A 23,174-nucleotide genomic window follows, 5' to 3' on the forward strand; every position below is an offset into this window, starting at 1 on the left:
CCCTCTGGGGGTTATCGGTTCTTTTTGTAACGGTTTTCCGGCTCCGGACTTCCCTATTCCCCGGAGATCGTGAACGGTTCCTTGGTAATACGATTCTTTTGCCCGGTGTCACGAGACACGGTTTGCATCTCGCCTTCCGGGCTTCGATAAACCGTGCTGACCAGGTTGGCAACCCGGTTATCGTAGGTAATCCGCGATACTACTTCAAAAAAACGGGTTTGCAGACCGAGGCCCGTGGGTTTCATCCCCCTCCCCGCAAATTCATCTATTGCCAGGAAGTCCTGTACATTCTCGAAGCGCTCTTCCGTGCGTCTTTCCAGAATAGCGTCTGCCTGAGCCTGTGTCAGTTCCTCATGGAGAGACCTGAGCACTGGTGCCGTCGCGGTGTTGACGTTGATGCCCAACCCCGTCACCGGTAACGCCGTTACGTGTGGTCTCAGTGCCCGATAAGCTTCCTCGGTCATACCATCAATCATGCGAAGCTCAGAAACATCAACAAAGGGTTGATTGCCGGCCCGGTAGGCCGGATCCGCAGAAAGGTACTGACCGTCCTCGGCCCCATACGCGCTGACGGTCTGGTCGTTCGGGTCGATCCAATCCACCAGCGCATCGACATTGACCGTGGTGATTTCGAGCACCTGGAGCAAACGGGCGATTCGATCACGAACAATGGGGTCGACCTGCCCGTTGGCGCTTACCAGGTCGTTGAGGTTGATCCTGCCACCGAGATCATCAATCTGGACCTCCGCCACGCCGTTGTCGTCCAGCGGGAGGATGGCGGCATTCTTTGCCCAGAATTCGTCCAGGCTGTCGACCATGAGGTTGTTCTCCTTGTCGTCCTCAAAGTCGCGCACCAGAATCTGGCGGGCAAAGGCTTCCGCACCCAGGGCCACGCTGTGCCCCTGCTGCTGGGCAAGGTAGTGGCTGGCTCGGAATACCCGCACGCTCTGCTGCTGTGTCATGCCTGTTGCCAGCATGACCACCAGCGCCATGGCGAGGAGCACCATGATCAGTGCAACGCCACTCTGGCGACCACCGTGCCTACCAATGAATGGATGTTTAGCCACCCGTCACTCCTGTCCCCGATGAGTCCTGGCCAGGGTTTGGGTTTGGATTCTGATCCTGATCCTGTTGTTGATCATCGTCCTGATCGTCTGCGGCATCGTTGACGCTATTCACCACACCCTGGGCAACGTCGTTGTCAAAATCAGGAAGCGTGAAGGTTCTTACCAGCTCTCCAAAACGTTCATGCTCAATGGTGACCTCAATACCCAGCGGTAAGGGAATATCGGGGCGCGTACCCGGTGTCATATTGGCCATACTCTCTTCATCAGGCCATTCATCCCGCCAGTTTCGCTGATCATCGAGAAAACGAACCGTGAACTCAGTGACGTTCGAGAGCAGAAGAAGGTCCTGGCTGTTGTCTTCCTGCCCCCTGTCGACGGTTACCCAGTACCGCCGGCGCAATTCATCCCCGGTGTATTCCCAGCCCACCCGCTGCAGACTGCTGCGGCGAGTGCCCAGTGGGTTGCGCCAGCCCTGGCGGGTGAGAATCAATGAAAACTCTTCCTCACGGCTGGTCAGAGCAGGACGGAAATCGCCGTAAATGTCACGGGCGGACCGGTTCACCACCTGGGTAATGTCCCGCTCCAGCAAGAGCATGGTGCGTTGAATATTATCAAACTGTTCCGCGACTTCGTTGACCCGGTCCCTGGACGAGACCACACTGCCCAACACCTGCCATACCCCTAGGCCGATAACAGCGGTGATGGTAACCGCGATCAGCACTTCCATCAGGGTAAAGCCAGCTTGGGCGGAGGGACGCGACCTGTGTTGAGCAATGATCATGGGGGCCGACATCAGTTCTCACCAATAAACGCAGACAGCGTGTGGATCGGGGCGGGCTCAGGTCTGTTGCCGCGATACTGAGCCACGGTGACCTCAACACGGAGAATGGACGGGTCTTCGGTGGCAAGGACAGCAGTGGTTACCTGCCATTGATACGAGCCGTATTCGATGTCTTCCGAGTTCTCTGAAATAGAGGGCAGGTTTTCCTGAAGCCGGATTTCGTTGATGCGATTGTCCGCCACCCAGCCAGCCAGTGTTTTGTCCCGAATCCGCTCATAGCTGGAAATATACTGACTACCCACCTCAGCGGCTGCGGTGGCAATCAGGCCGAAAACCAGCAGAGCCACCAGGACCTCAATCAGTGTGAAACCGCGCTGGCCCTTCATTCTTCCTCGACCTCCTCGCTTCCGGGATGGCGCCATTCCAAGGGAGAGACGCCATCAGACGCAATGGTATGCATCCGGGAATCATCGCGGCCAACAAGGAACTCAATCTCAAAGGGCGTGGTTTCGCCGCTGGAGAAAAACACCACATCCGGCCTCAGTTCATCTTCGTCAGACGCCAGGCGTGGGGTATCGCTTTCGATGTATTCAGTCGCCGTGATCCATTCCGGAAAACTCCGTGTCCGGAACATCCGCTCGGCTGGCTGTTTCCATTCGCCACTCAACTCTTCCCAGGCGACGAAACGATAGCTGTCTTCCTCGAGGATCAGGCCCAGTTCAGTATTGTTCAGTATCGCCTGCTCCGAGGCGGTCTGCATCAGCAGGTAGAGCTCGCGTACTTCATTTTCCATCTCGCGATCACGCGAGCTACCACCCATCGACATAACCGCAAGCGCCGCGAGCAGCCCAACCACCACCAAGACAACGAGTATTTCGATCAGTGTGAAGCCCGACTGTCGCGTCCTGGAGAGCACTATCAGTCCCTGACCTTCCATACGCTGATGTCGGCGTTATCACCGTCACCGCCCTCTCGGCCATCGGCACCGTACGAGTAGAGATCATAAGGGCCTTCCGTGCCTGGGTTCACATACTGGTATGGTGCACCCCAGGGATCTTCGGGAACGCTGTTCAGGTACCCTTCCGGATTCCAGTTCCGCGGCTCGGGGCTGCCACTGGGCTTGGACACCAATGCCTCAAGGCCCTGCTGGGTTGACGGGTAATGGCTGTTATCAAGGCGGTAGAGGTCCAACGCGTTAGCGATGTTGCTCATCTGGGTTTCGGCGACGGTCACGCGGGCCTGGTCACTTCGCCCCATGATGTTGGGAGCCACAATGGCTACCAGCAAGCCCAGAATAACCATGACCACCATGATTTCGATCAGGGTAAAACCCCGTTGTGCCATTTGATGTTTCATTGTTTCGCTCTTCATCTGTCCCTATCTCTGGGTTTGGAAATGGGGTTGGCCTGCCGGTCCTGGCCTAACCAACCAGGTTGCTCATATTCAGGATCGGAAGCATGATTGCCAGCACGATAATCAACACAACCACGCCCATCAACAGCAGCATCATCGGCTCGAACAGGCCCACGATGGCGGCAATCTTGGATTGCAGGGTGTTCTCCTGCATCGTCGCAGTCCGCTCCAGCATGCTGTCCAGCTCGCCGCTGGCTTCACCGCTGGCGATCATGTGCAGCATCATCGGTGGAAAGTACCCCGTCTGGTCCAGCGAGCGATGAAGGGAACCGCCTTCACTCACCTTTCTTGCTGCATCCCGCAGCTCCTGACGCAGGTGGTCATTTGAGAGCACCTCACCGGCAATACGCATGGCTTCCACCAACGGTACACCGCTGGTGGTCAGAATGCTCAGTGTACTGGCATAGCGTGCGGTGTTGACACCGCGAACCATGCCTGAAAACAGCGGCATGTTCAGCAGGCTTTTATGGAAGCGGAGCCGGAACGAGGGTTTCTTCAATGACCACCGGAAAACAACCAGTGCCATAATGATCAGTATCAGCAGATAGATACCGTAGTTGCCCAGAAAATCAGAGACTGCCAGCATGGCGGCCGTCAGCGCCGGAAGCTCCTGCCCCTGCTTTACAAACACCTCGATGATGTCCGGCACAACATAGGTCAACAGGAACACCACAATGGCAATGGCCACAACGCTGAGAATGATTGGGTAAATGGCCGCCAACTGGATTTTCTGACGGGCCTCCTGCCGGGCCTCGGTATAGTCCGCCAGCCGGTTGAGCACCAAATCCAGGTGCCCGGCGTGTTCACCCGCAGCCACGGTGGAGCGATAGAGCCGTGGAAATGCCCGTGGGAATTCACCCAGGCTGTCCGCCAGGCTGTACCCCTCCATGACCTTGGCGCGTATGGCAATCAGCATGCTGCGAATACGAGGCTTGGAAGACTGCTGGGCGGCCGCCGAAAGCGCCTGTTCAATGGGGATGCCGGACTGGATAAGCGTCGCCAACTGACGGGTCACCAGAGCCAGGTCCGCCGTTGCCAGGCTGCCCCGGCTGCTCAGTGGGTTGCTCCGCGCCTGTTTCTCCGAGGCCGGCTCCACCGCCAGGGGTGTCAGGCCCCGTTCCCGTAATTGCTGGCGAACCGCCCTTGGTGCATCGGCCTCGACAACGCCCTGTTTCTGTTTGCCGCGACTGTCGAGTGCCTTGTAATCGAATGCTGGCATGGAGTTACCTGCTCCGGTGGGTCACGCGAAGGACCTCTTCAACCGTGGTCACCCCATCCAGGATTTTCTGGACGCCATCGGCATGGATGCTCGGGCCATGAAGTCTGGCTTCGTGTTCGAGATCCAGCTCCCCTGCCCGCTTATGGATCAATGAGCTGATCTCCTCGTTGACCTCGACCACCTCGTAGATACCAATACGGCCCCGATACCCCAACTGGTTGCAGTGTTCGCAGCCCTTGGCGCGATGAATCGTCGGCGGATTGGCCGGGTCCTGCTGCAGGAATTCGCAATGCTCTTCGCTCGGTGTGTAGGGTTCACAACAGTCCTTGCAGAGCACGCGCACCAATCGCTGGGCCACGATGCCCACCAGACTGGAAGAAATCAGGAACGGCTCAATGCCCATGTCCATCAAGCGGGTAATCGCACCCACGGCGGTGTTGGTGTGGAGAGTCGACAACACCAGGTGCCCGGTCAAACTGGCCTGAACAGCGATTTCCGCCGTTTCCAGGTCACGGATTTCACCGATCATGACCACATCCGGGTCCTGACGCAGAATGGCCCGGAGCCCACGGGCGAAGGTCATATCCACCTTGGTGTTGACCTGGGTCTGGCCGATACCAGGCAGGTTGTACTCGATCGGGTCCTCAACGGTCAGTATGTTCCGGCTGCGATCATTGATTTCCTGCAGCGACGCATACAATGTTGTGGATTTACCGGAACCGGTGGGACCGGTTACCAGCAGGATGCCATAGGGCCGATAGATCAGCCGGCGCAGTATTTTAAGATCGCCGCCCGCCATACCAAGGGATTCCAGGCGAATGCTCCCGGCCTGCTTGTCCAGAAGACGCAATACCACCCGTTCACCGCTGGATGACGGCATGGTGGACACACGAATGTCGACTTCACGTCCGGCAACCCGCAGGGCGATACGACCATCCTGTGGCACCCGTTTCTCCGCGATGTCCAGCTTGGCCATAACCTTGATCCGCGACACCAGCAAGGGCGCCAGCGCTCGCTTGGGCTGTACCACTTCCCGCAGAACACCATCCACCCGGAAGCGAACCACAAGTCGTGTTTCGTAGGTTTCAATATGAACATCAGAGGCGCTGGTTTTGACCGCCTCGGTAAGAATGGCGTTGATAAGCCGAATGATCGGGGCGTCGTCTTCCTGCTCCAGCAGATCTTCGGTTTCGGGCACCGAATCCGCCAGCGACGCCAGGTCCATATCATCGCCAATACCTTCCACCATCTGCATGGCTTCGGCGGAATCATTCTGGTAGGCGGCGTTCAGCGCGGCGTCGAACCGGGCCGGATCAATGGGAGAAAACCTTGCACGCCCCCCGCTGATGCGGTTGGCTTCCGCCAGCGCTGAGTGACCCGCCCCGGGCCGTACCAGGATTACAGGGTCGCCATCGTCGTCACGTGTCAGAATCACACCGTTGCGTTTGGCGAACGTGAAAGGTAGACGGCCCAGCGGAGCATCCTGCGGCTGAAGTTCTGTGTCTGTGTCCACGGTCGTCCTCGTTTTGTTGCCGGGGCGGGAAGAAAAAAGTTCCGGAATCCCTTTCTATTCAATTAATTCAGAAAGGCTACCATAGGATATGGAACCGCTGAATAACTCTATACACTATACTGCCAATAAATCGTTGCAGTCTGATAACCTGTGAGCCTTTTGCCGGCCCACACCTGCTCTTTTCGGGACATTCAATGCTTTTTACCAGTTCAAGGTTACCACTGATACTCACCATCGTCGCAGGCATCGCCATGATCACTGTGACAGCGTGGCAGGGCGTTCGTTTCTGGCAGAATGAAACCAGTGCCGGCGACACCACTTCCACTGCTGACATGACAATGGCGGAAACCGACACCCGGAAGGTGCCAGAGGTAAACCTGGCCTCTTTTGCCTTGTTTGGAGAACCCGGTAAAGAGGCGCCCCAAACGGAACCCGATACTGAAAACCTGCCGGAAACCAATCTGCGGCTGTTTCTTCGCGGTGTGCTGGCCGCCTCGGGCGACTTTCCTGGTAGCGCGTTGATTGAAGACGACAAGCGAAACACCGAAGCCTATCTGGTGGGTGATGAGTTGCCTGGCAATGCGACCCTTCGTTCTGTTCGCCCCAATCGCATCATCATTGAACGCAGCGGCAAACTCGAGAACCTCTATTTTCCCGAAGATGAAGACAGAACGGGGCTCTCCATGGCTTCCACGCAAACCTCCAATGAGCAGGAGGAACCCAGTGGCACTCAAATTCGTCCAACTGGTGTGGACAGACGATCTACCTCCACCAACACAGACACCAGCGACCAACGCCGCGAGGAAATCCGGCAGCGCCTGGAACAACTTCGCGAACGCCTGAGAACCAACAACTGAGGACAGCCATGGAGACGGCCGCATCGAATCCTCGCCGCAGCGGCTCCCTGCTTTCCATGCTACTCATGGTCATCACGTTAACGGTGGCCGCCTTCGAACTCAGCGAACGGCTCATGACCTACGTGCGTTCGGAATTCGGCCAGGAGGCCCAGGACCGGCTGGAAACCTGGCAAAACCTTCACGATATGGCTTCCCGGGCAGCGGTCGACCGCCAGCTCCGGCTCGTGAATTCCTTCTTTAACCGGGTCCGGTTTGTCAGCGACATTGCCCACTGGGGCGAGGAAGACTACTGGGCGACGCCTGTTGAACTGCTGACCACCAATGGCGGCGATTGCGAGGACTTCTCCATCGCAAAATACCTCACCCTTAAATCCATGGGCGTTCCCGACGAGCAACTCCGCATCGTTTATGTCAAAGCTCTCAAGCTGAACCAGGCGCATATGGTACTGGCGTGGTATCCCGAGCCCGACGCTGATCCACTGATCCTCGACAACCTTATCAACGAGATCAAACCCGCGTCCCAGAGGCAGGACCTGGAACCGGTCTACAGTTTTAACGGTGACGGTCTGTGGCTGAACCGTTCCAGTGGTGACTCCGAACGAATCGGAGAAGCGAGAAAACTGGAGCAATGGCAGAGCCTCAATGATCGCATGGTGGACAGCCTTCGCTAGACTCGCCGCTGTCGGCATAAGACACAAGACTTGTCGCCAGGCGACACTGCGTTAACAGTACCCGGCGGTACAATCTGCCCCACGAGTAATCAGACGTACACACATTTACCAACGAGGAACGGCCAACATGCGACGCTGGAACGGCTGGGGAGATGACCAGTTCAATCTTGAATTACCCAAAGAGGGGCAGCGGTTTCTGGACGAGCGCGTAGGGAGTGCCGTTCCACTGGCGGATGTATCTCTGGATCAGGTTTGTGCCCAGGTGCCAGACAGTAAGCTGCCGCCAAACCCGGCCTGTATCGACGCGGCCGAAGATCGGGTGCGTCACGCCCGCGGGCAAAGCCTCGCCGACTGGCTCGCCATGCGCAGCGGCGACTTTGGCGTATTTCCCGATGGTGTTGCCTATCCGGAGTCGTCCCTGGATGTTCAGGCTCTGCTTCAGTATGCCGAAGAGAACGATGTTGCCCTCATCCCCTATGGCGGCGGCACCAGCGTGGCAGGCCACATCAACCCCGTGGACGGTGACCAGCCAGTGCTGACCGTTGATATGGGGCGGATGAATCGCCTGATAGACCTGGACAGGGAAAGCCAGATCGCCACCTTTGGGGCTGGCACCCCGGGCCCCTTGGTGGAGTCACAGTTACGGGCGCTGGGTTATACCCTGGGGCACTTTCCGCAGTCTTTCGAACTGTCCACCATTGGCGGCTGGGTCGCCAGCCGATCCAGTGGTCAGCAATCACTCCGTTACGGCCGTATCGAGCAGTTGTTTGCCGGGGGCCGCATCGAAACCCTGAAAGGTACGCTGGACATCCCCACGATTCCCGCCTCCAGTGCCGGCCCGGACATCCGCGAGATGATCCTGGGCTCCGAGGGTAGGATCGGCCTGATCACCGAAGTGAAAGTGCGCGTCACGCCACTGCCTGCCCATGAAAGCTTCCATGTCATGTTCTTCCCGTCGTGGGACAAGGCTCGAACAGCCTGTCGCAAGCTGGTGCAGAACCGCACCCAGCTCTCGATGCTTCGCCTGAGCAACGCCACCGAAACTGAAACCCAGCTCGCCCTTGCGGGACACCCCGGGATGATTGGCCTGCTGGAGTCCTATCTGGGCCTGCGGGGCGCCAAAGACGGCAAATGCATGATGACGTTTGGCCTCACAGGCAGCACACGCCAATGCCGGAACGCCCTCAAGGAAACCCGGGAACTCTGCCGGGAGTTTGGTGGGATCTACACCGGTAAAAAACTGGGCGACAAATGGGCCGCCAAACGCTTCACCATGCCCTACCTGCGAGAAGCCCTCTGGAAACTCGGGTACGCCGTCGACACCCTGGAAACCGCCACCGACTGGGACAACGTCGACAAACTCTTAAACCAGATTGAAGAAAACCTCCGTAACCAAGTGAATGAAAAGAAAGAGCTGGTTCATGTTTTCACCCATCTTTCGCATTTCTATACCCAGGGCTGCAGCCTCTACACCACCTATGTGTTCCGGGTGGCCGACAGCTACGAGGAAACCCTGGCGCGCTGGAAAACCCTGAAAACCAGCACGTCGGACATTATCGTTAACAACCGGGGCACCATTAGCCATCAACATGGCGTTGGCAAGGATCATGCGCCCTTCCTGCCCGTCGAAAAAGGCGAACTGGGCATGCTGGCCATCGGATCTCTTTGCCAGACATTCGATCCCGCCGGCTTGATGAATCCACAAACACTGGTTCAGAAGTAATGCCTCTAACGCGCGAACAAAAGCTTGACCAGCTGGCCCGTGGCGACGCCGCCTTCGATGTGGTTGTGGTCGGCGGGGGCATCACCGGAGCGGGCATCGCTCGCGAAGCCGCCGGCAGCGGCTTGAGCACCTTACTGGTGGAGCAACGGGACTTCTCCTGGGGGACCTCCAGCCGTTCTTCGAAAATGATCCACGGTGGTCTGCGCTACCTCGGCAGCGGGCACTTTCGCCTGACACGGGACGCGGTGCGGGAACGGGAGCGCCTGCTGGCAGAGGCGCCGGGGCTAATCGACCCCCTGCGCTTCATAATGCCTCACTACCAGAAACAGTTCCCCGGCCCTAAGCTGTTCCAGCTGCTGCTGCGTCTGTACGACCGACTTGCGGGCAAGCCGTCCAGGCATCGACTCAGCCCGGCAGACACATTGCAGTGGGTGCCGGGCCTCTCCACCAGCCATCTGACCGGTGCCAGCGGCTTCACCGATGCCGTTACCGACGATGCGCGTCTGGTGCAACGTGTACTCGAAGAAGCCGAGGCCGATGGTGCGATCTGCCTGAACTATATGCAGGCGCAGGCAGTTCTCCGCAACAGTGAGACCAACGCCGTCACAGGCGTTCACCTTCTGGACACCAGCGCGGATTCCCAAACGCCGGAAATGACCGTCAACACCCCACTGGTTATTAACGCCACGGGTGCCTGGGCGGGCCAGTTGAAGCAGACCGATAGTAGTGACACCCGAATACGTCCCCTGAGGGGAAGCCACCTGGTTGTTCCCTATTCGCGGCTTCCGGTGTCCTGCTCGGTGTCGCTGTTTCATCCGGAGGACCATCGGCCTGTATTTGCCTTCCCATGGCAAGGCACGACGGTGCTGGGGACCACGGACCTCGACCACACAGAGTCGCTGTCCCGTGAGCCGGCCATCAATCGGGAGGAGCTGGACTACCTGCTGCAGATCTCCTCAAGGCTGTTTCCCGCCAGTGCCATCACCGAGCGCGACGTGATCGCAACCTGGGCGGGAGTGCGCCCTGTCGTCACCCAATCACCCGTGCTTAATCAATCAAAGGGAACGCGAAAACCCTCAAAGGAGAATCGGGAACATGTGATTTGGTCCGACAATGGCCTGATCAGCGTCGCCGGTGGCAAGTTAACCACCTTCCGGTTGATTGCCCGGGAAGTACTCGAACGGGGGCAAATGCCGGGTTTTCACCTCAGAAACAATGCGCTGCCGGTATTTGCATCGCCCCCGGACCTCGAACGTCCTGACGCCATCAGCCATCAGAACTGGCATCGTTTGCAGGGCTTCTACGGCCCTGCTCTGCCAGAGGTCCTGCGTGCCGGCACTCATGAAACCGTTGCCGGCACCGACACCCTGTGGGCGGAGTTGGCCTGGGCGGCCGCCAATACCGGCGTGATCCACTTGGATGACCTGATGTTGCGCCGTACCCGGCTCGGGCTGGTGCTTCCAAAAGGCGGTGAAGACCTGCTCCCGGACATACGTTGCCTGTGCAAGCCCATCCTGGCCTGGGACGACACCACCTGGGAACGGGAAGAGGCACGTTATCTGGAACTCTGGCGATCTTGCTACTCGCTTCCGGCCACATTTCCGGCCAAACAAGAGGCCACTGGATGAACACGACCGAACCGCTCATCCTGGCTATCGACAACGGCACCCAGAGCGTGCGGGCCCTGCTGTTCGACACTCAGGGCAACCTCGTCGGCAAGGGCAAACAGGAGATTGAACCCTACTTCTCCGAGCAGCCGGGCTGGGCGGAACAACATCCGGAGTACTTTTGGGAAAACCTCGGTAAAGCGTGCCAACTGCTCTGGAAAAACACCGATGCATTGCCGACTCAAGTGGCCGGGGTAACGCTGACCACCCAGCGTGGCACCGTTGTAAATCTTGACGAACATGGCAATCCACTCCGGCCAGCCATCATCTGGCTCGACCAACGTCACGCCCGAGTTGAAGGGCCTGTGCCCGGTTTATGGGGCTGGTTGTTCAAACTGCTTCGTCTGGAATCCACCGTTGACCGCTTCCGAGAAAAAACCCAGGCCAACTGGATTGCCCAGAACCAACCCGAGATCTGGGCGGCCACCCGGCATTACCTGCTGCTGTCGGGCTACCTGAACTACCGTCTGACAGGCCAGTTCAGAGACTCCGTGGGCAGCCAGGTGGGGTATATCCCGTTCGACTACAAACGCCACCAGTGGGCCGGCCAACGCGATTTCAAGTGGCTCACCATGCCCGTTCGCCGAGAGATGTTGCCGGAACTGGTCAAGCCCGGCGACAAGATCGGCGACCTCACCGAAGACGCGGCCAGGCACCTTGGCCTGTCGGGGCCACTCCCGGTGATTGCTGCAGCATCGGACAAGGCCTGCGAAATCCTCGGCTCCGGTGGCCTGACACCAGATGTCGGCTGCATGAGCTACGGCACTACCGCTACCATCAACACCACCAGCAAGCGTTACCTGGAACCGGTGCGCATGATGCCCCCCTATCCCTCCGCCCTGCCCGGTCACTTTTCCACCGAGGTGATGATCTACCGGGGCTTCTGGATGGTGAGCTGGTTCAAGCGCGAATTCGGTCTGCGGGAACAGAAACTGGCGGAGCAGAAAGGCGTGGAGCCAGAAGTCCTGTTCGATGAACTGGTTCGGGCCGTTCCGGCCGGTTCCATGGGCTTAATGCTGCAACCCTACTGGTCACCCGGGGTTCGCCAGCCCGGGCCGGAAGCCAAGGGCTCCATTATCGGGTTTGGCGATGTCCACACCCGCTCCCACATCTACCGAGCCATACTGGAAGGCTTGGCCTACGCCCTGCGCGAAGGCAAGGAACGGATCGAGAAACGCAGTGGCGTCCCTATCCGTAGGCTGAGAGTCGCCGGGGGCGGTTCCCAGAGCGATGCTGCCATGCAACTGACCGCCGATGTTTTCGGACTGCCCGCAGAACGGCCTCATACCTACGAAACGTCCGGTCTTGGCGCCGCCATCGACGCCGCCGTTGGCCTGGGGCTTCATCCGGATTTCGAGACGGCGGTGAACGCAATGACCCGAGTGGGTGATGTCTTCCATCCGCAGGCCGACACCCAGAAACTCTATGAGCGCCTGTATCGTGAGGTGTACCTGAAGATGTATCCCCAGCTTCAGCCGCTGTACCGTAAAATTCGGGATATTACGGGGTACCCCGATTAACACAGCAAACCCAACAATCTCTTGAATTTAGCCGTCACTCCGGTAAAACTCTGGATCAGTCACAACAACAATCACCCGGTTCCACCCCCAGAGCACAAAGGCAAGCCCGATGTCGGCCTTAGACTACCTCGTACCCTATGACTTCTCGCCGCTCACCATATTGAGTTTCGTGCTCGTTCTGGCGTTCTACGGGTACGGCCTGGTCAGGATGCCTGCTGACGACCGGCCCGGAAGCGGCCGGATACTGGTGTTTGTGGTGGGCGTTATGCTTTGCTACGGCGTGATGCAAACCCGTTTCGATTACTACTCCCAGTACATGTTCTTCGTTCACCGGGGCCAGCATCTGATACTGCACCACCTGGGGCCGATCCTGATTGCCCTGTCCAATCCCCTTCCGGTGATGCGATTCCTCTACAGCCTGATCAATCCAGGCATACGGCGAGCGCTAATACCGCTGGGGTGGATTTACCGTTTTCTCCAGCACCCGGCGATTGCCTCATTCCTGTTTGTGGGGCTGATCTACTTCTGGCTCTGGCCGCCAATCCACTTCGACGCCATGCTCAGCCGGGATCTGTATTGGGTGATGAACTGGAGCATGCTACTGGACGGCATGCTGTTCTGGTGGTTGATCTTTGATCCACGTTCACCCGTCGTCAGCGACGCTCTGGGCTACGGCAAACGCATCCTTCTTCTGGCCCTGGTTGCCATCCCCCAGATGATTCTGGGCGCCACCATCGTGTTCTCAAGGGGCATGGTGTACGACGTGTACGAAGTCTGCGGTCGCGCCTGGCCAATGCCGCCAGAAACGGACCAGTTGCTGGGCGGATTGCTGACCTGGATTCCTCCGGCCATGATGAGCATCCTCGGCATTCTGATTATCCTTCGACGTGCCATGCGTGAAGATGGCAAGGTGTCGCCCTATAACGAAAAGCTGAAGGCCAGCCATTCATGAAAAACCGGTTCCTACCCTGCAGTCATAAAGCGATCTCTGCCATGGCACTTTTGGCGTCCCTGGTGATGCTCGGTGGGTGCTTTGGCGACGATGAAAACTGGAATGGCAAAGACATCAGCGGGCTGATGCCGGAACTGGCCTTCGAGCTGACTGGCACCTCCGGCGACACGGTGACGGCCAAGCAAACCGACGGCAATATCCGGCTGCTGTTCTTCGGCTTCACATCCTGCCCTGATATCTGCCCCGCCACACTCCAGAAACTGTCCAGAGCGGTGAAGGATTTGCCCGCGGAAATGCGAGCAAACACGCAGATTGTCTTTGTCAGCGTGGACCCACAACGGGACACCCCAGAACGCATCGACAGCTACGTAAGCTTTTTCAGCGACCGGGCCATCGGCCTGACCGGCGAGGAACCAGCGCTCAGGGAACTCAGTAAGCGTTACCGCACCACCTTTGGTTACGACGAGCCAGATGCGGAAGGCAACTACAACGTCTCACACAGCGGCGCCGTGTATGTGTTCGACCGCGAAGGAAAGGCCCGTCTGTTGATCCGTCCAGAGCTGAGCGTGGAGGATATACGTACGGATCTGGTGGCGTTGGCTGAGGAAAGCTAACGCAACACCAGATCACGAGACTATGCCGCGCTCCCTTAGGCTCTCTATTTCGCCAGAAGAGAGGCCAACAATAGTCTCAAGGACTTGTTTTGACTGTTCCCCCAACAGCGGAGGCGCCGTCCTGTAACTTACCGGTGTCAGCTTCAGCCTGATCGGATTGCCAACCGTCGGGACATCGCCCAGCGATGGATGCTGAACAGACTGTTTCATTCCCCGCGCAAGAACCTGTGGGTCTTCAAATACCTGATCCAGAGTGTTAACCGGCCCGCAGGGCACCCCTGAACGCTCCAGAATTTGTACCCATTCCTGTGTTGACCGCATCACCGTGGCCTGCCGCAGCCTGGGAATCAATTCCTTTCGATTCGCTACGCGGGCCCGATTTGTCGCAAAACGCTCATCGCTCGCCCACTCAGGATGCCCGAGCACATCGCACAACCGGGAGAACTGCTCATCGTTACCGACCGTTAGCACCATGTTGCCGTCTGCGGTAGGAAAATCCTGATACGGGACGATATTTGGGTGGGCGTTCCCCATCCGCCCCGGCGCCTGGCCCGTGGTCAGGTAATTCATGGCCTGATTCGCCAGACAGGCTACCTGCACATCCAGCAGCGCCGCCTCCACATACTGCCCCTCACCCGTACGGTCACGGTGACTCAGCGCAGCGAGCACACCAATGGTGGCATACAGCCCGGTCATGATGTCCGTCAGTGCCACGCCGACCTTCATCGGCCCGGCGCCGGGCTCGCCGTCCGGTTGCCCGGTGATACTCATAAGCCCACCCATGGCCTGGATCAGGAAATCATATCCGGGCCGGTTCGCGTAAGGGCCATCCTGGCCAAAGCCGGTGATCGAGCAGTAGATGAGTTTGGGGTTGATTTGCTTCAGGCTGTCATAATCCAGGCCATAACGTTTGAGGCCCCCGACCTTGAAGTTTTCAAGGATGACATCCGACTCTGCGACCAGTTTTCGGATCAGTGCCTGTCCTTCTGGATGGGCGATATCGACCGCCAGGGACTGCTTGTTTCGATTGGCGGTCAGGAAGTAGGCAGAGAGATCTGCGTTGCCATCGGCCCCCTGAAGATAAGGCGGCCCCCAGGAGCGCGTGTCGTCCCCGGATTTTGGGCGTTCAATTTTGATAACCTCTGCTCCGAGATCCCCAAGGATCTGCCCTGCCCAGGGACCAGCCAGCACCCTGGAAAGATCCAGGACACGCAAGTGAGATAGGGCACCAGTCATTTAATTCTCCTTTACTCAATCAATTTAGCTCCTATCCCCCCTCATACTCCCGGACCAGTGCCTCCAGAAAATAGAGACCAGCGGAGCTCAAAAAGCAGCGATCAGCTCCGGCGCGAAACAGCAGATTGCGTTTATCCAGATAATCCAGGGCTTCCGGCACCCCTTTTTCAAAGCGTGCCGCCCTGAGAATCTCCTGATACTCCTCATCGCCCGCCAGAGCCGCTAGGTCCTGCTCATTCAAACCGGCATCAGGTCGCCCAAGGTATTCGAGGTCTCGACCGCTGCGCGCGAAATAACGCCCGATCAGCAGCAAGATCACCTGCACCCGGAAGGCGTTCTCATCGTGCTCTTCGTTCTCTTCGTCACTGCTTTCCTTGAGAAAGAAAAACGCGCCGCGTTCGTTAAACACCAGCTCGCTGCCCAAGTGCTCGTAGAATGTCCGGAAATGGGACAGGTGGTTGTACAGCAAGTTGTAGAGCGGATTCGCCCGCAGCTCGGAGCGGTTGCTGTCCCACACATCCCGCACAATCACCCGGCCGGCCTGAAATTCCCGGTAGATCGCGGCGCTGTGGGCCGGCAGGATCTGCTCGAAGCTGCTCGAACTTTGGGTCTGGTCCGGGGATTCGGTGGTGTCCATCGCGTCAGAGAATTCAGGCATGGTGTTGCTCCAGGCGGCGCTTTCGGTAGACAAACTGTTCGCTGTCCGATGACTGGTCCAGGATTCGGAAGCGGTTGGTGGTCACCACTTGCAGTCTCTCCGGTGGTGAATTGATCAGCCGGTTCAGGGCTGCCAACAAGTCCGGAAAGCGATAACCGGGGATAAAACCGTCCAGGCGGCCGTGCAGCTCCCGCACAAGGTCCGTGGTGGGTCGCAGTTCGAGGGTTTCCAGCCATTGATACAGCTGGTTGATCCGCTGAACATCAATCCGGGTATGGCGGCCGCTGCCGTCCACGGCTGCCAGAACCGGTACCTCGGCTTTGCGACGAAGATCATTCAGGCGCAAGTCCAGCTCGCTGAACAACAACTGGTAGTAGCTGGACGATTCACCGAAAGCGTAATGCTTCGGGCGCTGCTGGGCCCGCAGGCCAACAAGGAAACCGGTGCTGCGGGCAAAATCACCGCCTTCCAGCCACTTTCGTTTCAGACTAAGGGTCTCAGTTTCGTCCTTGAGTGCCTGTAGTTTGGCGTAGAAATGCTCCATGGCGTTGTACTGAACCATGCCCTGGCGGGTCTTGCGCAGGAAGTGCTCCACCTCCTGGGCCACCGCCTGAATGGGTTTGTAGAGGGCGTTGAGGCTGATGGAGGAGCGGAACAACTGGTCCGCCAGGCTCTGGTCGTCGTGGGTTTCCAGCAGCCGGACGATGGCTTCCAGGGTCTCGAACAGGTTACTGCCGTCGGGCAGTCGCGTATCCGGGTTCAGAAACACCAGGGTCGGTTTGATGTGGCGCTCGTACAGGGTCACGATCTGCTCGAACAGGTTCTGGCGGAACTCCAGGTATTTCTCCGGCGCCCGGCTAGCGTCGCCGGACAGGTCCGCAAGTTGCGCACTGATCGTCTGCATGCGCAGCACATTCTGGCGCAACAATCCGATGAGCTGACTGACCCGCTCGTTCAGATCGTCCCGCAGTTCGGTGTAGTCCGGGTCCGCATCGCTGAAGCTGCTGGTTTCCAGGCGATTACGCACATCGCGCAAGGTCACCAGATGTCCTCTGAGCCTGGCATCGGTCAGTTCCTGATACAGCGAGGCGTTGCAGGCCCGCATCAAGTTGATTAGGGCATCCTGGAACACCAGTCGCCGCTCACCCTCGGCCTTGATGATGTCAATCACCAGGCCGCTGCGGAACAGGTTGTCAGTGTTCAGCGCCAGTCGCACCCGATCCCGGTCGGCCTTGCCGAGGGTTTGGGTGTAGTCCATCACCTCGGCCACCAGGTCGCTCTCGCGAATATACCGGGCCTCGTTCCGATCCATCCGCTCAATCATCCGGAACAGAATCTTCGGGTGCTCGAACAACAGCCGGGTGGTGTCCAAGGTGCTGAAGCGCTTACTCATCCGCCGGCTCCAGCAGGCTGTTCTGGGTCTGGTCACCCCAGTGGCTGAGCGATTCGCCGTTGGTGAACCCCTCGGCCCCGCCCCAGAACACCAGGGTGCGCTGCGGGCTGTAAGGCCTTGCCGTGCGCATCTGCCCTACTTCCAGGTGCCGGCCAATCAGATAAATCACTTCCGCACTGGCACTGTGGGTGGCGGCTGAGAACAGATTGAAGCCCTGGTTGCGCAACCGTTCCAGCAGCGAAGGCATCTGGCTAATGTCCACACTGGCCAGCTCGTCCAGCACCATGGGGAACGACAGCTGCACGCCGGGATACAGCACCCGTTTCAGCAGCCGGTACACCAGTTCCAGATTGATCAGCGCTGTGGTGGAGGTAGACTGGCCCTTCTTGTCCAGGTTCGCGGCGTTCTCCTTGCGGGTGCGGTAGGAAATGCCGGTGATCACCCGGTCCATGGTCAGCCGCTTGCTGCCGCCCTCCCCGAAAAAGTCCGCCACAAAAACCCGCAAACGATCATAGAACGCATCGGACTGCAGCTGGTTGCCATAAGGGTCGATGTTATTGGCTTCTTCCACCAGATTGCGGAATTTCGGATCGGTGTGAATATCCACCCGGATTTCCACCAGATCGTTGATGCGAACGCCGTCCAGTTCCCGGTTAAGCTGTGCCTCGAAACGGGCAATGTGCTCGTGGTTGGATTTTAGGGCCTGGCGGTAGCTGGCCACGGTTTCGTTGTGAATACCGACCTGCTGTTCGAGCACATTCCAGCGCTCGGCCATGCCGGCAAACAGGTCCGACAGGCTCTTGAAGGTCTCACGGATAACCGATGACGCCGGGCCGTCTTTCTGCAACTCACCTTCGGCATCGTCATGGATGCCCAGATACACGAACTGACGAAGGTGATCGAGGATGTTGCGGCGGCGCTCTTCCAGGTCGTCCAGTTGGGTTTGCAGATCGTCAAACGCCGCAACGGACACCTTTTCCATGTCCAGCGGCTGCTCCGCTTCCACGGTCTTCAGATGCGGGAAACGATGCTCCACGGTGCCCACGCTGCGGCTGAGGCCAGCCAGTTCCCGTTCCCGCTCTTCGATACGTTCCTTCTCGGCTTTGGCCCTGGCCACTTTTTGCTGTACGGCGTCCTGCTTTTCGTGCTCCAGCCTGGCCTGCTCTTCCAGCTTCGCCAACTGCTCCTCGGCGGCCTGCTTTTCTTCGGTGGCATCACGCAACGTGGTCGCCGACGCCGGATAACGGCTCAGGGTGTCCAGGTCTTTCTCGATGGAACGGATTTCTTTCTCCGTGCGCTCGATCAGCCGGGGCCGGTCATGTTCCTGATTGGCGGTGTCCGCCAATTCCGAGCGTTCCTTTTCAAGGCCGTATAGCTCGCCCTCAATATGCTGGCGCTGCTCGGAGAAGTTGGTTTGGCGAGCCGGCTGGGCCGGGTATTCGGCGTCGAACCAGTCGAAGCCCTTGTCATTGGGCACAAACAGCCGGGCAAAGGCTTCGATGGCGGCCTTGCTGTCGGCATCCAGATCCTGCCCGGGGCTGGCCATCACCAGACGGGCATCCACCGCCCGAAGTGGCGCGGCGGTGGCTTCATCCAACTGGTTCTGCAGTTGCCATTGCTGCTTGCTCTCGCGCTCCTTCAGGGCATCCAGCTTCCGGGTCAGATCCTGCTTCTGCCGCTGTAACTGCTCCAGCCGGATTTCTGCCTGGGCGGCGCTCTTCAAGGCGGCCAAGTGCCCTTTTTTGCTCTCGAGTTCCTCCTTCTGGATGTCCTCGATTTCCTGCAGGGTCATCTCGCCGTACTGGGACACCAGAAGGTCACCGTCTTTCTGGCTTTGCTCGGCCTGCTTGATGCGACGGTCGGCGGAACGGATCTCACCTTTCAGGCCGCTGGCTTCCTGCTCAAGCTTTTTCAGGGCCTGCAGCACATGGCGCAGGGTGTCGTTCTGTTCGTTGAACGTGGCCGCGGCAGCCGTGCGCTTCGCGGCAATGTCCTGCAAGGCATTCGTCACGCCATCCCGGAAAGCGGCGAAGTCATGCTGGCTGCTGAGCAGGGTCTGGTAGGCCTGGTAATCCCGGTACAGCTTCTCGAACCGGGGGCGCTCTTTCTCGATGCGGTTCAGTTGGGTCTGTTGCTGTTTCAACTGATCGTGGCGGTTGAGGAACTCGTCAATGTTGAAATCAAAGGCATCATCGGCAAACTTCTTGTCCGCCTCTATGATACTGGCCACCGCATTGGCCATGGCCTGGTCGTCTGCCTTCATTTCAAACAGCAACAGGATCAGCGTGCGCAACGACTGCACCCGCCGCTCGTCGGACTCACCCAGCGGCAGCACGGAATAGCGCACGGCATCTGCGTTCATTAGCTCGCTGCTGTAGAGCATGGATTTGAGTTTGGCCGGGTCATTCACCAGCCGGGTCTCCTTGGAGAGCTTCTTCAGCGTTTCCGACAACCGGCTGAACGACAGCTCCGGCACCGCCCTGCCAATGCCGTCCTCACCTTCACCGTTCCAGAACAAAGGCCGCAATTGATCGTAGCTGACCGGCACAAAGGCGCGGCCGTAGCTAAGCTGGCTGGCGCTGTCCCGGTACAGAATCTGGCAATGCACCCCGGCCGGGTTCTCCGCTTCCATGATCAGGAAGCTGAACTGACTGGGGAAATAATGCTGGTAGCTTTCTTCATTGCTGTAAAAGCTGCCGGCACTGGCGTTGCGAAAAGCAAACTTCTTGCGACTGTTCTTGAAGTTGTTTTCTGGCAACAGAAACAGGCGCAGGGAGTTCAGCAGACTGGACTTGCCCAGATTGCCCGGGCCCAGGATCAGCCCGTGGTTGTCCACCGGAATTTCCACGTAACAGAAGCCCGCCGAGTCCACCAACACCAGGCGGCGGATGCCAAAATTGAAATTGCCCGGGCTCCCCTGGGAGTCACTCATCCAGAATCATCTCCTGTTCCATAAATTTGCCGGTGGCCCGGAACGCCTCTGCCAGCGAGACGAACCCAAGCCCCTCCGCCAGCGCGATGGCTTTTGTAAATCGCTCGGTGCTGTCCGGTGTCTTGCAGAAACGGCCCTGCCAGGGCTGCCAGTCGCTGGGCTGCACAAACCACGCTTTGTTACCCAGAGCGGCAGCCATCGTCGAGAACATCTGCAGGCCACCCGCATCATAATCGAATGCGCAGAATACGTCTTTGTAGCCGGTCAACCAATCAAGGATCGCGGCCCGGGTAATCCGGTTGCCGCCCCCCAACACCACGTCACACTGAGGCAGCTCCAGGCGCCTGCCCAGAGCATCACCGGCAAAGTTCAACATGTCTCGATATTGGTAGAAATTGCGTTCGTTCTCAACGACCAGAACAGAGCTGGCGCGGTGAAAACCGCTATCAACGGAATCGTTACCGACAACCACCACATCCGGCCGGCTGGAAGCCAGGGCCTGGTGGTAAACGAGAAGGAAACTGACCTCGGTGCCATGGCGGTGAGAGTCGCCCTTTTTCGCGGCATCTACTCTGCTTACTGGAGCCTCGGCAACGCGCTTCAGCTCGGCAAAAGCAGTTTCATCCAGGACCGTGACCATCCAGCGATTGGCCTGGACTTTCTCCGTGGCAAACAGCTCTCTGTGGCGGCGGCGGAACTGCTCTGGGAGCTTCTTTAGAAAGGCCTCATAATTTATTGGCTGGCCTTTGAGGATTTTCTGTAGGTAGTTGTTCAAAATTGCTCCATGGGCCACTCCCCCCGCCTCGTGACCTGTCGCTTTCACTCGATTCGAACCGTTTCCAAAATGGAAACAGTTGCCTCCCGTTCAAGTTCCCCATCTTCATAAATATTTTTCAGGTGCTTGGAGACGGCTGCCTTCTGCACGTCAAAGATCGATGTCATCTGATCCTGGGTCAGCCAGACAGTTTCCTGATCGGCATCCAGCCGAACCTCGACCGCCTGATCGGCATTTTCATAGATAACAATGGGGCTGCTGTTTTCTTCACTCATGCTATTTTTCCATCCTTGAAAATTCACAACCGATCTTGGTTATATGGCTGGTGGCCCCGCTTATGAGACCGCCCATCAATTCCATTTCCAGAAATTTTGTTAAGCTCTACTTTAAAGCTCTATCGCAGATTCGCAATGATGCAAACAAAACGACTAGATAACGGCAGCGGCTTTCGCCTGAGGATGCAGGATTGGGTTCTGTTCTGATGAACCACAAACCGGTGATGAGCACAAATACCTTTTCCCTGAAGCTACAACAGCCCTTCAACCTGCGCATGACGGTGGAAAGCCACGGTTGGTGCCAAATTGCGCCCTGGCACTGGGACGGTCGGAGTCTTGAGCGAACAGTAAGAATAGGCACCAACGCAGAATGGGCCCGCGTTCACCAGCCCTCTGAAGATCAGCTTCTTATCGAAACCTCCTCATCAAGCACCGACGCAGTTTCCGAACGCGTCGCCCGCTGGCTGCAGCTGGACTGGGATCCCTCGGAGTTTCTTGCCCTTTGCGACAGGAACGATCCGGCCATCGCCCGCTTCATCCGGTCCGGTGGCGGGCGGTTCCTGCGGGGCGACACCTTCTTTGAGGATCTCATTAAAACGGTTTGCACCATCAACACGACCTGGAAACAGACCAAATCCATGGTCGCCTCTCTGGTTGCTTTGGGCGACGGCCTGTTCCCTGAGCCTGGAGAACTCCAGACGATCGGGCCCAGGCGATTGGCCGAGGAGTGCAAGCTGGGGTTCAGAGCCAGAACCGTCGATACAGTGACCGATCAATTACTGCAGGATCAAGCCATTCAAACCGATGGTTCAGCCCATAGTGACATCATTGACTACGACTACCTGATCTCCCTGAAGGGCATCGGGCCCTATGCCGCAGCACACACCATGATGCTTATGAGAGATTTTGAGACGCTTCCGGTCGACTCCGAAGTCAGCACCTATCTCCGGCAGCAAGGTTTCGACCCGAAGGATGCTCAAAGCGCGTTTCAACACTGGGGCGAGTACCGGTTTCTCGGCTATAAGCTGAAACGCATTGTCGATGAAGAAAACTGGATTGGGGAATGATGCAATGACCAAACTAGCCCTGGTAACCGGCGCCAGCGCCGGCATTGGCCGTGAGGCCTGCGCCCTCTTTGCCCGCAAAGGTTACCGGGTAATCGCCCTGTCCCGACAGCCGAGTGGCGTTGAGTCCGCTTCTATGGAACTGGCCCTGGATCTCGAGTCCTTTGAACAGATTGAAGGCCTTTCGGGCGCACTGGAGAGCGAAATCGCGGCCGCCGAGCGGGTTATTCTGGTCAACAACTCCGGTTACGGGCAGTTTGGGGCGCTTCGCGACCTGTCCGAATCCATGTGGCAAAAGCAATTCAGCACCCACGTATTCGGCCCGATTAAGCTGGCTGCTGTCTGCCTGAGGCTCTGCGAACAACTCGGGATACCCTTGCGGGTCATCGCCGTAAGCTCCGTTCTCTCCATCGCTCCCCAGAAAATGAAAGGCGCCTACTGCGCCGCCAAGTCCGCGATGAACACGGCCCATGAAAGCTTCTGGTTTGATGAACAGGGCAGCAAAAGCCTGGAAAGTGTCTCACTGGTGCTTCCCGGGCCCGTGAAGACCCGGTTCAGAGAACATGCCCTGGCCGCTTTGCGACCCGTGCTTGGCCGGGCGAGCGTGGTGCACCGGGAAAAGTACGAAGCAATGGAAGCAGCACTCGCGCCGGGCGCCAGAATAAAGCCCTTTACAGCCAGTGCGTCGGACGTCGCCGAAAAGATCTACCGGGCGGCCGAAGCGGCACGTCCCAAGCCTCGATATCTGGTTACACCGCAGACTTACATTGCCGAATTTATTACTCGATTTCTGCCCCATTCTATCCAGCGGAGAATATTGAGTTAGTTGTTTATTTTGCAGTTC

At 58.1% G+C, this 23,174-nt stretch carries 22 protein-coding genes; 9 read left to right on the forward strand and 13 right to left on the reverse strand.

Annotation, left to right across the window (positions count from 1 at the left end):
- Positions 1–53 precede the first annotated feature (53 nt).
- The 7 genes from gspK to gspE form a co-directional block, all read right to left on the reverse strand.
- A complete protein-coding gene (gspK, locus tag B3M52_RS05420) occupies positions 54–1,067 on the reverse strand; it encodes a type II secretion system minor pseudopilin GspK (protein WP_164732127.1) in 1,014 nt (337 codons plus the stop codon).
- Positions 1,060–1,860, reverse strand: coding sequence for a type II secretion system minor pseudopilin GspJ (gene gspJ / locus B3M52_RS05425; RefSeq protein ID WP_286749068.1), 801 nt, complete (start codon positions 1,858–1,860; stop codon positions 1,060–1,062). Before gspJ ends, gspK begins: the two co-directional genes overlap by 8 nt.
- Entirely contained in the window at positions 1,860–2,234 is a 375-nt protein-coding gene (gene gspI, locus B3M52_RS05430; protein WP_036207111.1) for a type II secretion system minor pseudopilin GspI, read from the reverse strand. Before gspI ends, gspJ begins: the two co-directional genes overlap by 1 nt.
- Complete coding sequence (gspH, locus tag B3M52_RS05435) at positions 2,231–2,785, reverse strand: type II secretion system minor pseudopilin GspH (RefSeq protein WP_052479533.1); 555 nt, start codon at positions 2,783–2,785, stop codon at positions 2,231–2,233. The genes gspI and gspH overlap by 4 nt, the downstream gene beginning before the upstream one ends.
- Complete coding sequence (gene gspG / locus B3M52_RS05440; protein WP_164732128.1) at positions 2,767–3,204, reverse strand: type II secretion system major pseudopilin GspG; 438 nt, start codon at positions 3,202–3,204, stop codon at positions 2,767–2,769. Before gspG ends, gspH begins: the two co-directional genes overlap by 19 nt.
- Before the next feature lie 64 nt (positions 3,205–3,268).
- On the reverse strand, positions 3,269–4,480 hold the full coding sequence (gene gspF / locus B3M52_RS05445) for a type II secretion system inner membrane protein GspF (RefSeq protein ID WP_036207105.1): 1,212 nt from the start codon (positions 4,478–4,480) through the stop codon (positions 3,269–3,271).
- A gap of 4 nt (positions 4,481–4,484) precedes the next feature.
- Positions 4,485–5,993 carry a type II secretion system ATPase GspE gene (gene gspE / locus B3M52_RS05450; protein ID WP_036207103.1) on the reverse strand — a complete coding sequence of 503 codons (1,509 nt, stop codon included), beginning with the start codon at positions 5,991–5,993 and terminating at the stop codon, positions 4,485–4,487.
- 194 nt (positions 5,994–6,187) lie between these two features.
- On the opposite strand from gspE, the gene B3M52_RS05455 reads away from it, so the two are divergent.
- The 7 genes from B3M52_RS05455 to B3M52_RS05485 all read left to right on the forward strand — a co-directional run bounded on the left by B3M52_RS05455 (position 6,188) and on the right by B3M52_RS05485 (position 13,997).
- Positions 6,188–6,850: a type II secretion system protein N gene (locus B3M52_RS05455; protein WP_075194812.1), complete on the forward strand. Its 663-nt coding sequence runs from the start codon at positions 6,188–6,190 to the stop codon at positions 6,848–6,850.
- Between the two features lie 8 nt (positions 6,851–6,858).
- Positions 6,859–7,521, forward strand: a complete 663-nt coding sequence (locus tag B3M52_RS05460; RefSeq protein ID WP_041334914.1) for a transglutaminase-like cysteine peptidase — start codon at positions 6,859–6,861, stop codon at positions 7,519–7,521.
- 127 nt (positions 7,522–7,648) lie between these two features.
- Positions 7,649–9,244, forward strand: a complete 1,596-nt coding sequence (locus tag B3M52_RS05465) for an FAD-binding oxidoreductase (protein ID WP_286749070.1) — start codon at positions 7,649–7,651, stop codon at positions 9,242–9,244.
- Positions 9,244–10,872, forward strand: a complete 1,629-nt coding sequence (locus tag B3M52_RS05470; protein ID WP_286749072.1) for a glycerol-3-phosphate dehydrogenase/oxidase — start codon at positions 9,244–9,246, stop codon at positions 10,870–10,872. The genes B3M52_RS05465 and B3M52_RS05470 overlap by 1 nt, the downstream gene beginning before the upstream one ends.
- Positions 10,869–12,431, forward strand: a complete 1,563-nt coding sequence (locus tag B3M52_RS05475; RefSeq protein ID WP_286749073.1) for an FGGY-family carbohydrate kinase — start codon at positions 10,869–10,871, stop codon at positions 12,429–12,431. The genes B3M52_RS05470 and B3M52_RS05475 overlap by 4 nt, the downstream gene beginning before the upstream one ends.
- 109 nt (positions 12,432–12,540) lie before the next feature.
- Entirely contained in the window at positions 12,541–13,383 is an 843-nt protein-coding gene (locus tag B3M52_RS05480; protein WP_286749074.1) for a cytochrome c oxidase assembly protein, read from the forward strand.
- Positions 13,380–13,997: an SCO family protein gene (locus tag B3M52_RS05485; protein WP_414673595.1), complete on the forward strand. Its 618-nt coding sequence runs from the start codon at positions 13,380–13,382 to the stop codon at positions 13,995–13,997. The genes B3M52_RS05480 and B3M52_RS05485 overlap by 4 nt, the downstream gene beginning before the upstream one ends.
- A 12-nt stretch (positions 13,998–14,009) precedes the next feature.
- Here the strand turns inward: B3M52_RS05485 and B3M52_RS05490 are convergent, their stop codons facing one another.
- The 6 genes from B3M52_RS05490 to B3M52_RS05515 are packed head-to-tail and all read right to left on the reverse strand — an operon-like array spanning position 14,010 to position 21,266.
- On the reverse strand, positions 14,010–15,233 hold the full coding sequence (locus tag B3M52_RS05490; protein WP_286749075.1) for a CaiB/BaiF CoA transferase family protein: 1,224 nt from the start codon (positions 15,231–15,233) through the stop codon (positions 14,010–14,012).
- A gap of 31 nt (positions 15,234–15,264) precedes the next feature.
- On the reverse strand, positions 15,265–15,891 hold the full coding sequence (locus B3M52_RS05495) for a condensin complex protein MksE (protein ID WP_286749076.1): 627 nt from the start codon (positions 15,889–15,891) through the stop codon (positions 15,265–15,267).
- On the reverse strand, positions 15,884–17,284 hold the full coding sequence (locus tag B3M52_RS05500; protein ID WP_286749077.1) for a hypothetical protein: 1,401 nt from the start codon (positions 17,282–17,284) through the stop codon (positions 15,884–15,886). The genes B3M52_RS05495 and B3M52_RS05500 overlap by 8 nt, the downstream gene beginning before the upstream one ends.
- Positions 17,277–20,216, reverse strand: coding sequence for a hypothetical protein (locus B3M52_RS05505; RefSeq protein ID WP_286749078.1), 2,940 nt, complete (start codon positions 20,214–20,216; stop codon positions 17,277–17,279). Before B3M52_RS05505 ends, B3M52_RS05500 begins: the two co-directional genes overlap by 8 nt.
- Positions 20,209–20,991 carry a hypothetical protein gene (locus B3M52_RS05510; protein WP_286749080.1) on the reverse strand — a complete coding sequence of 261 codons (783 nt, stop codon included), beginning with the start codon at positions 20,989–20,991 and terminating at the stop codon, positions 20,209–20,211. Before B3M52_RS05510 ends, B3M52_RS05505 begins: the two co-directional genes overlap by 8 nt.
- A 44-nt stretch (positions 20,992–21,035) precedes the next feature.
- Positions 21,036–21,266, reverse strand: a complete 231-nt coding sequence (locus B3M52_RS05515; RefSeq protein WP_051946922.1) for a hypothetical protein — start codon at positions 21,264–21,266, stop codon at positions 21,036–21,038.
- A 191-nt stretch (positions 21,267–21,457) separates the two neighbouring features.
- On the opposite strand from B3M52_RS05515, the gene B3M52_RS05520 reads away from it, so the two are divergent.
- Both B3M52_RS05520 and B3M52_RS05525 read left to right on the forward strand, forming a co-directional pair.
- The gene (locus B3M52_RS05520; RefSeq protein ID WP_156105494.1) at positions 21,458–22,333 is read left to right on the forward strand and encodes a hypothetical protein; all 876 of its coding nucleotides are present in this window, start codon (positions 21,458–21,460) and stop codon (positions 22,331–22,333) included.
- 4 nt (positions 22,334–22,337) lie between these two features.
- Complete coding sequence (locus B3M52_RS05525) at positions 22,338–23,156, forward strand: SDR family NAD(P)-dependent oxidoreductase (protein WP_286749084.1); 819 nt, start codon at positions 22,338–22,340, stop codon at positions 23,154–23,156.
- The last annotated feature ends 18 nt before the right edge of the window (positions 23,157–23,174 follow it).

Source organism: Marinobacter sp. UBA2688 (assembly GCF_002352785.1).
In the GTDB taxonomy this organism is placed as follows: domain Bacteria; phylum Pseudomonadota; class Gammaproteobacteria; order Pseudomonadales; family Oleiphilaceae; genus Marinobacter; species Marinobacter salarius.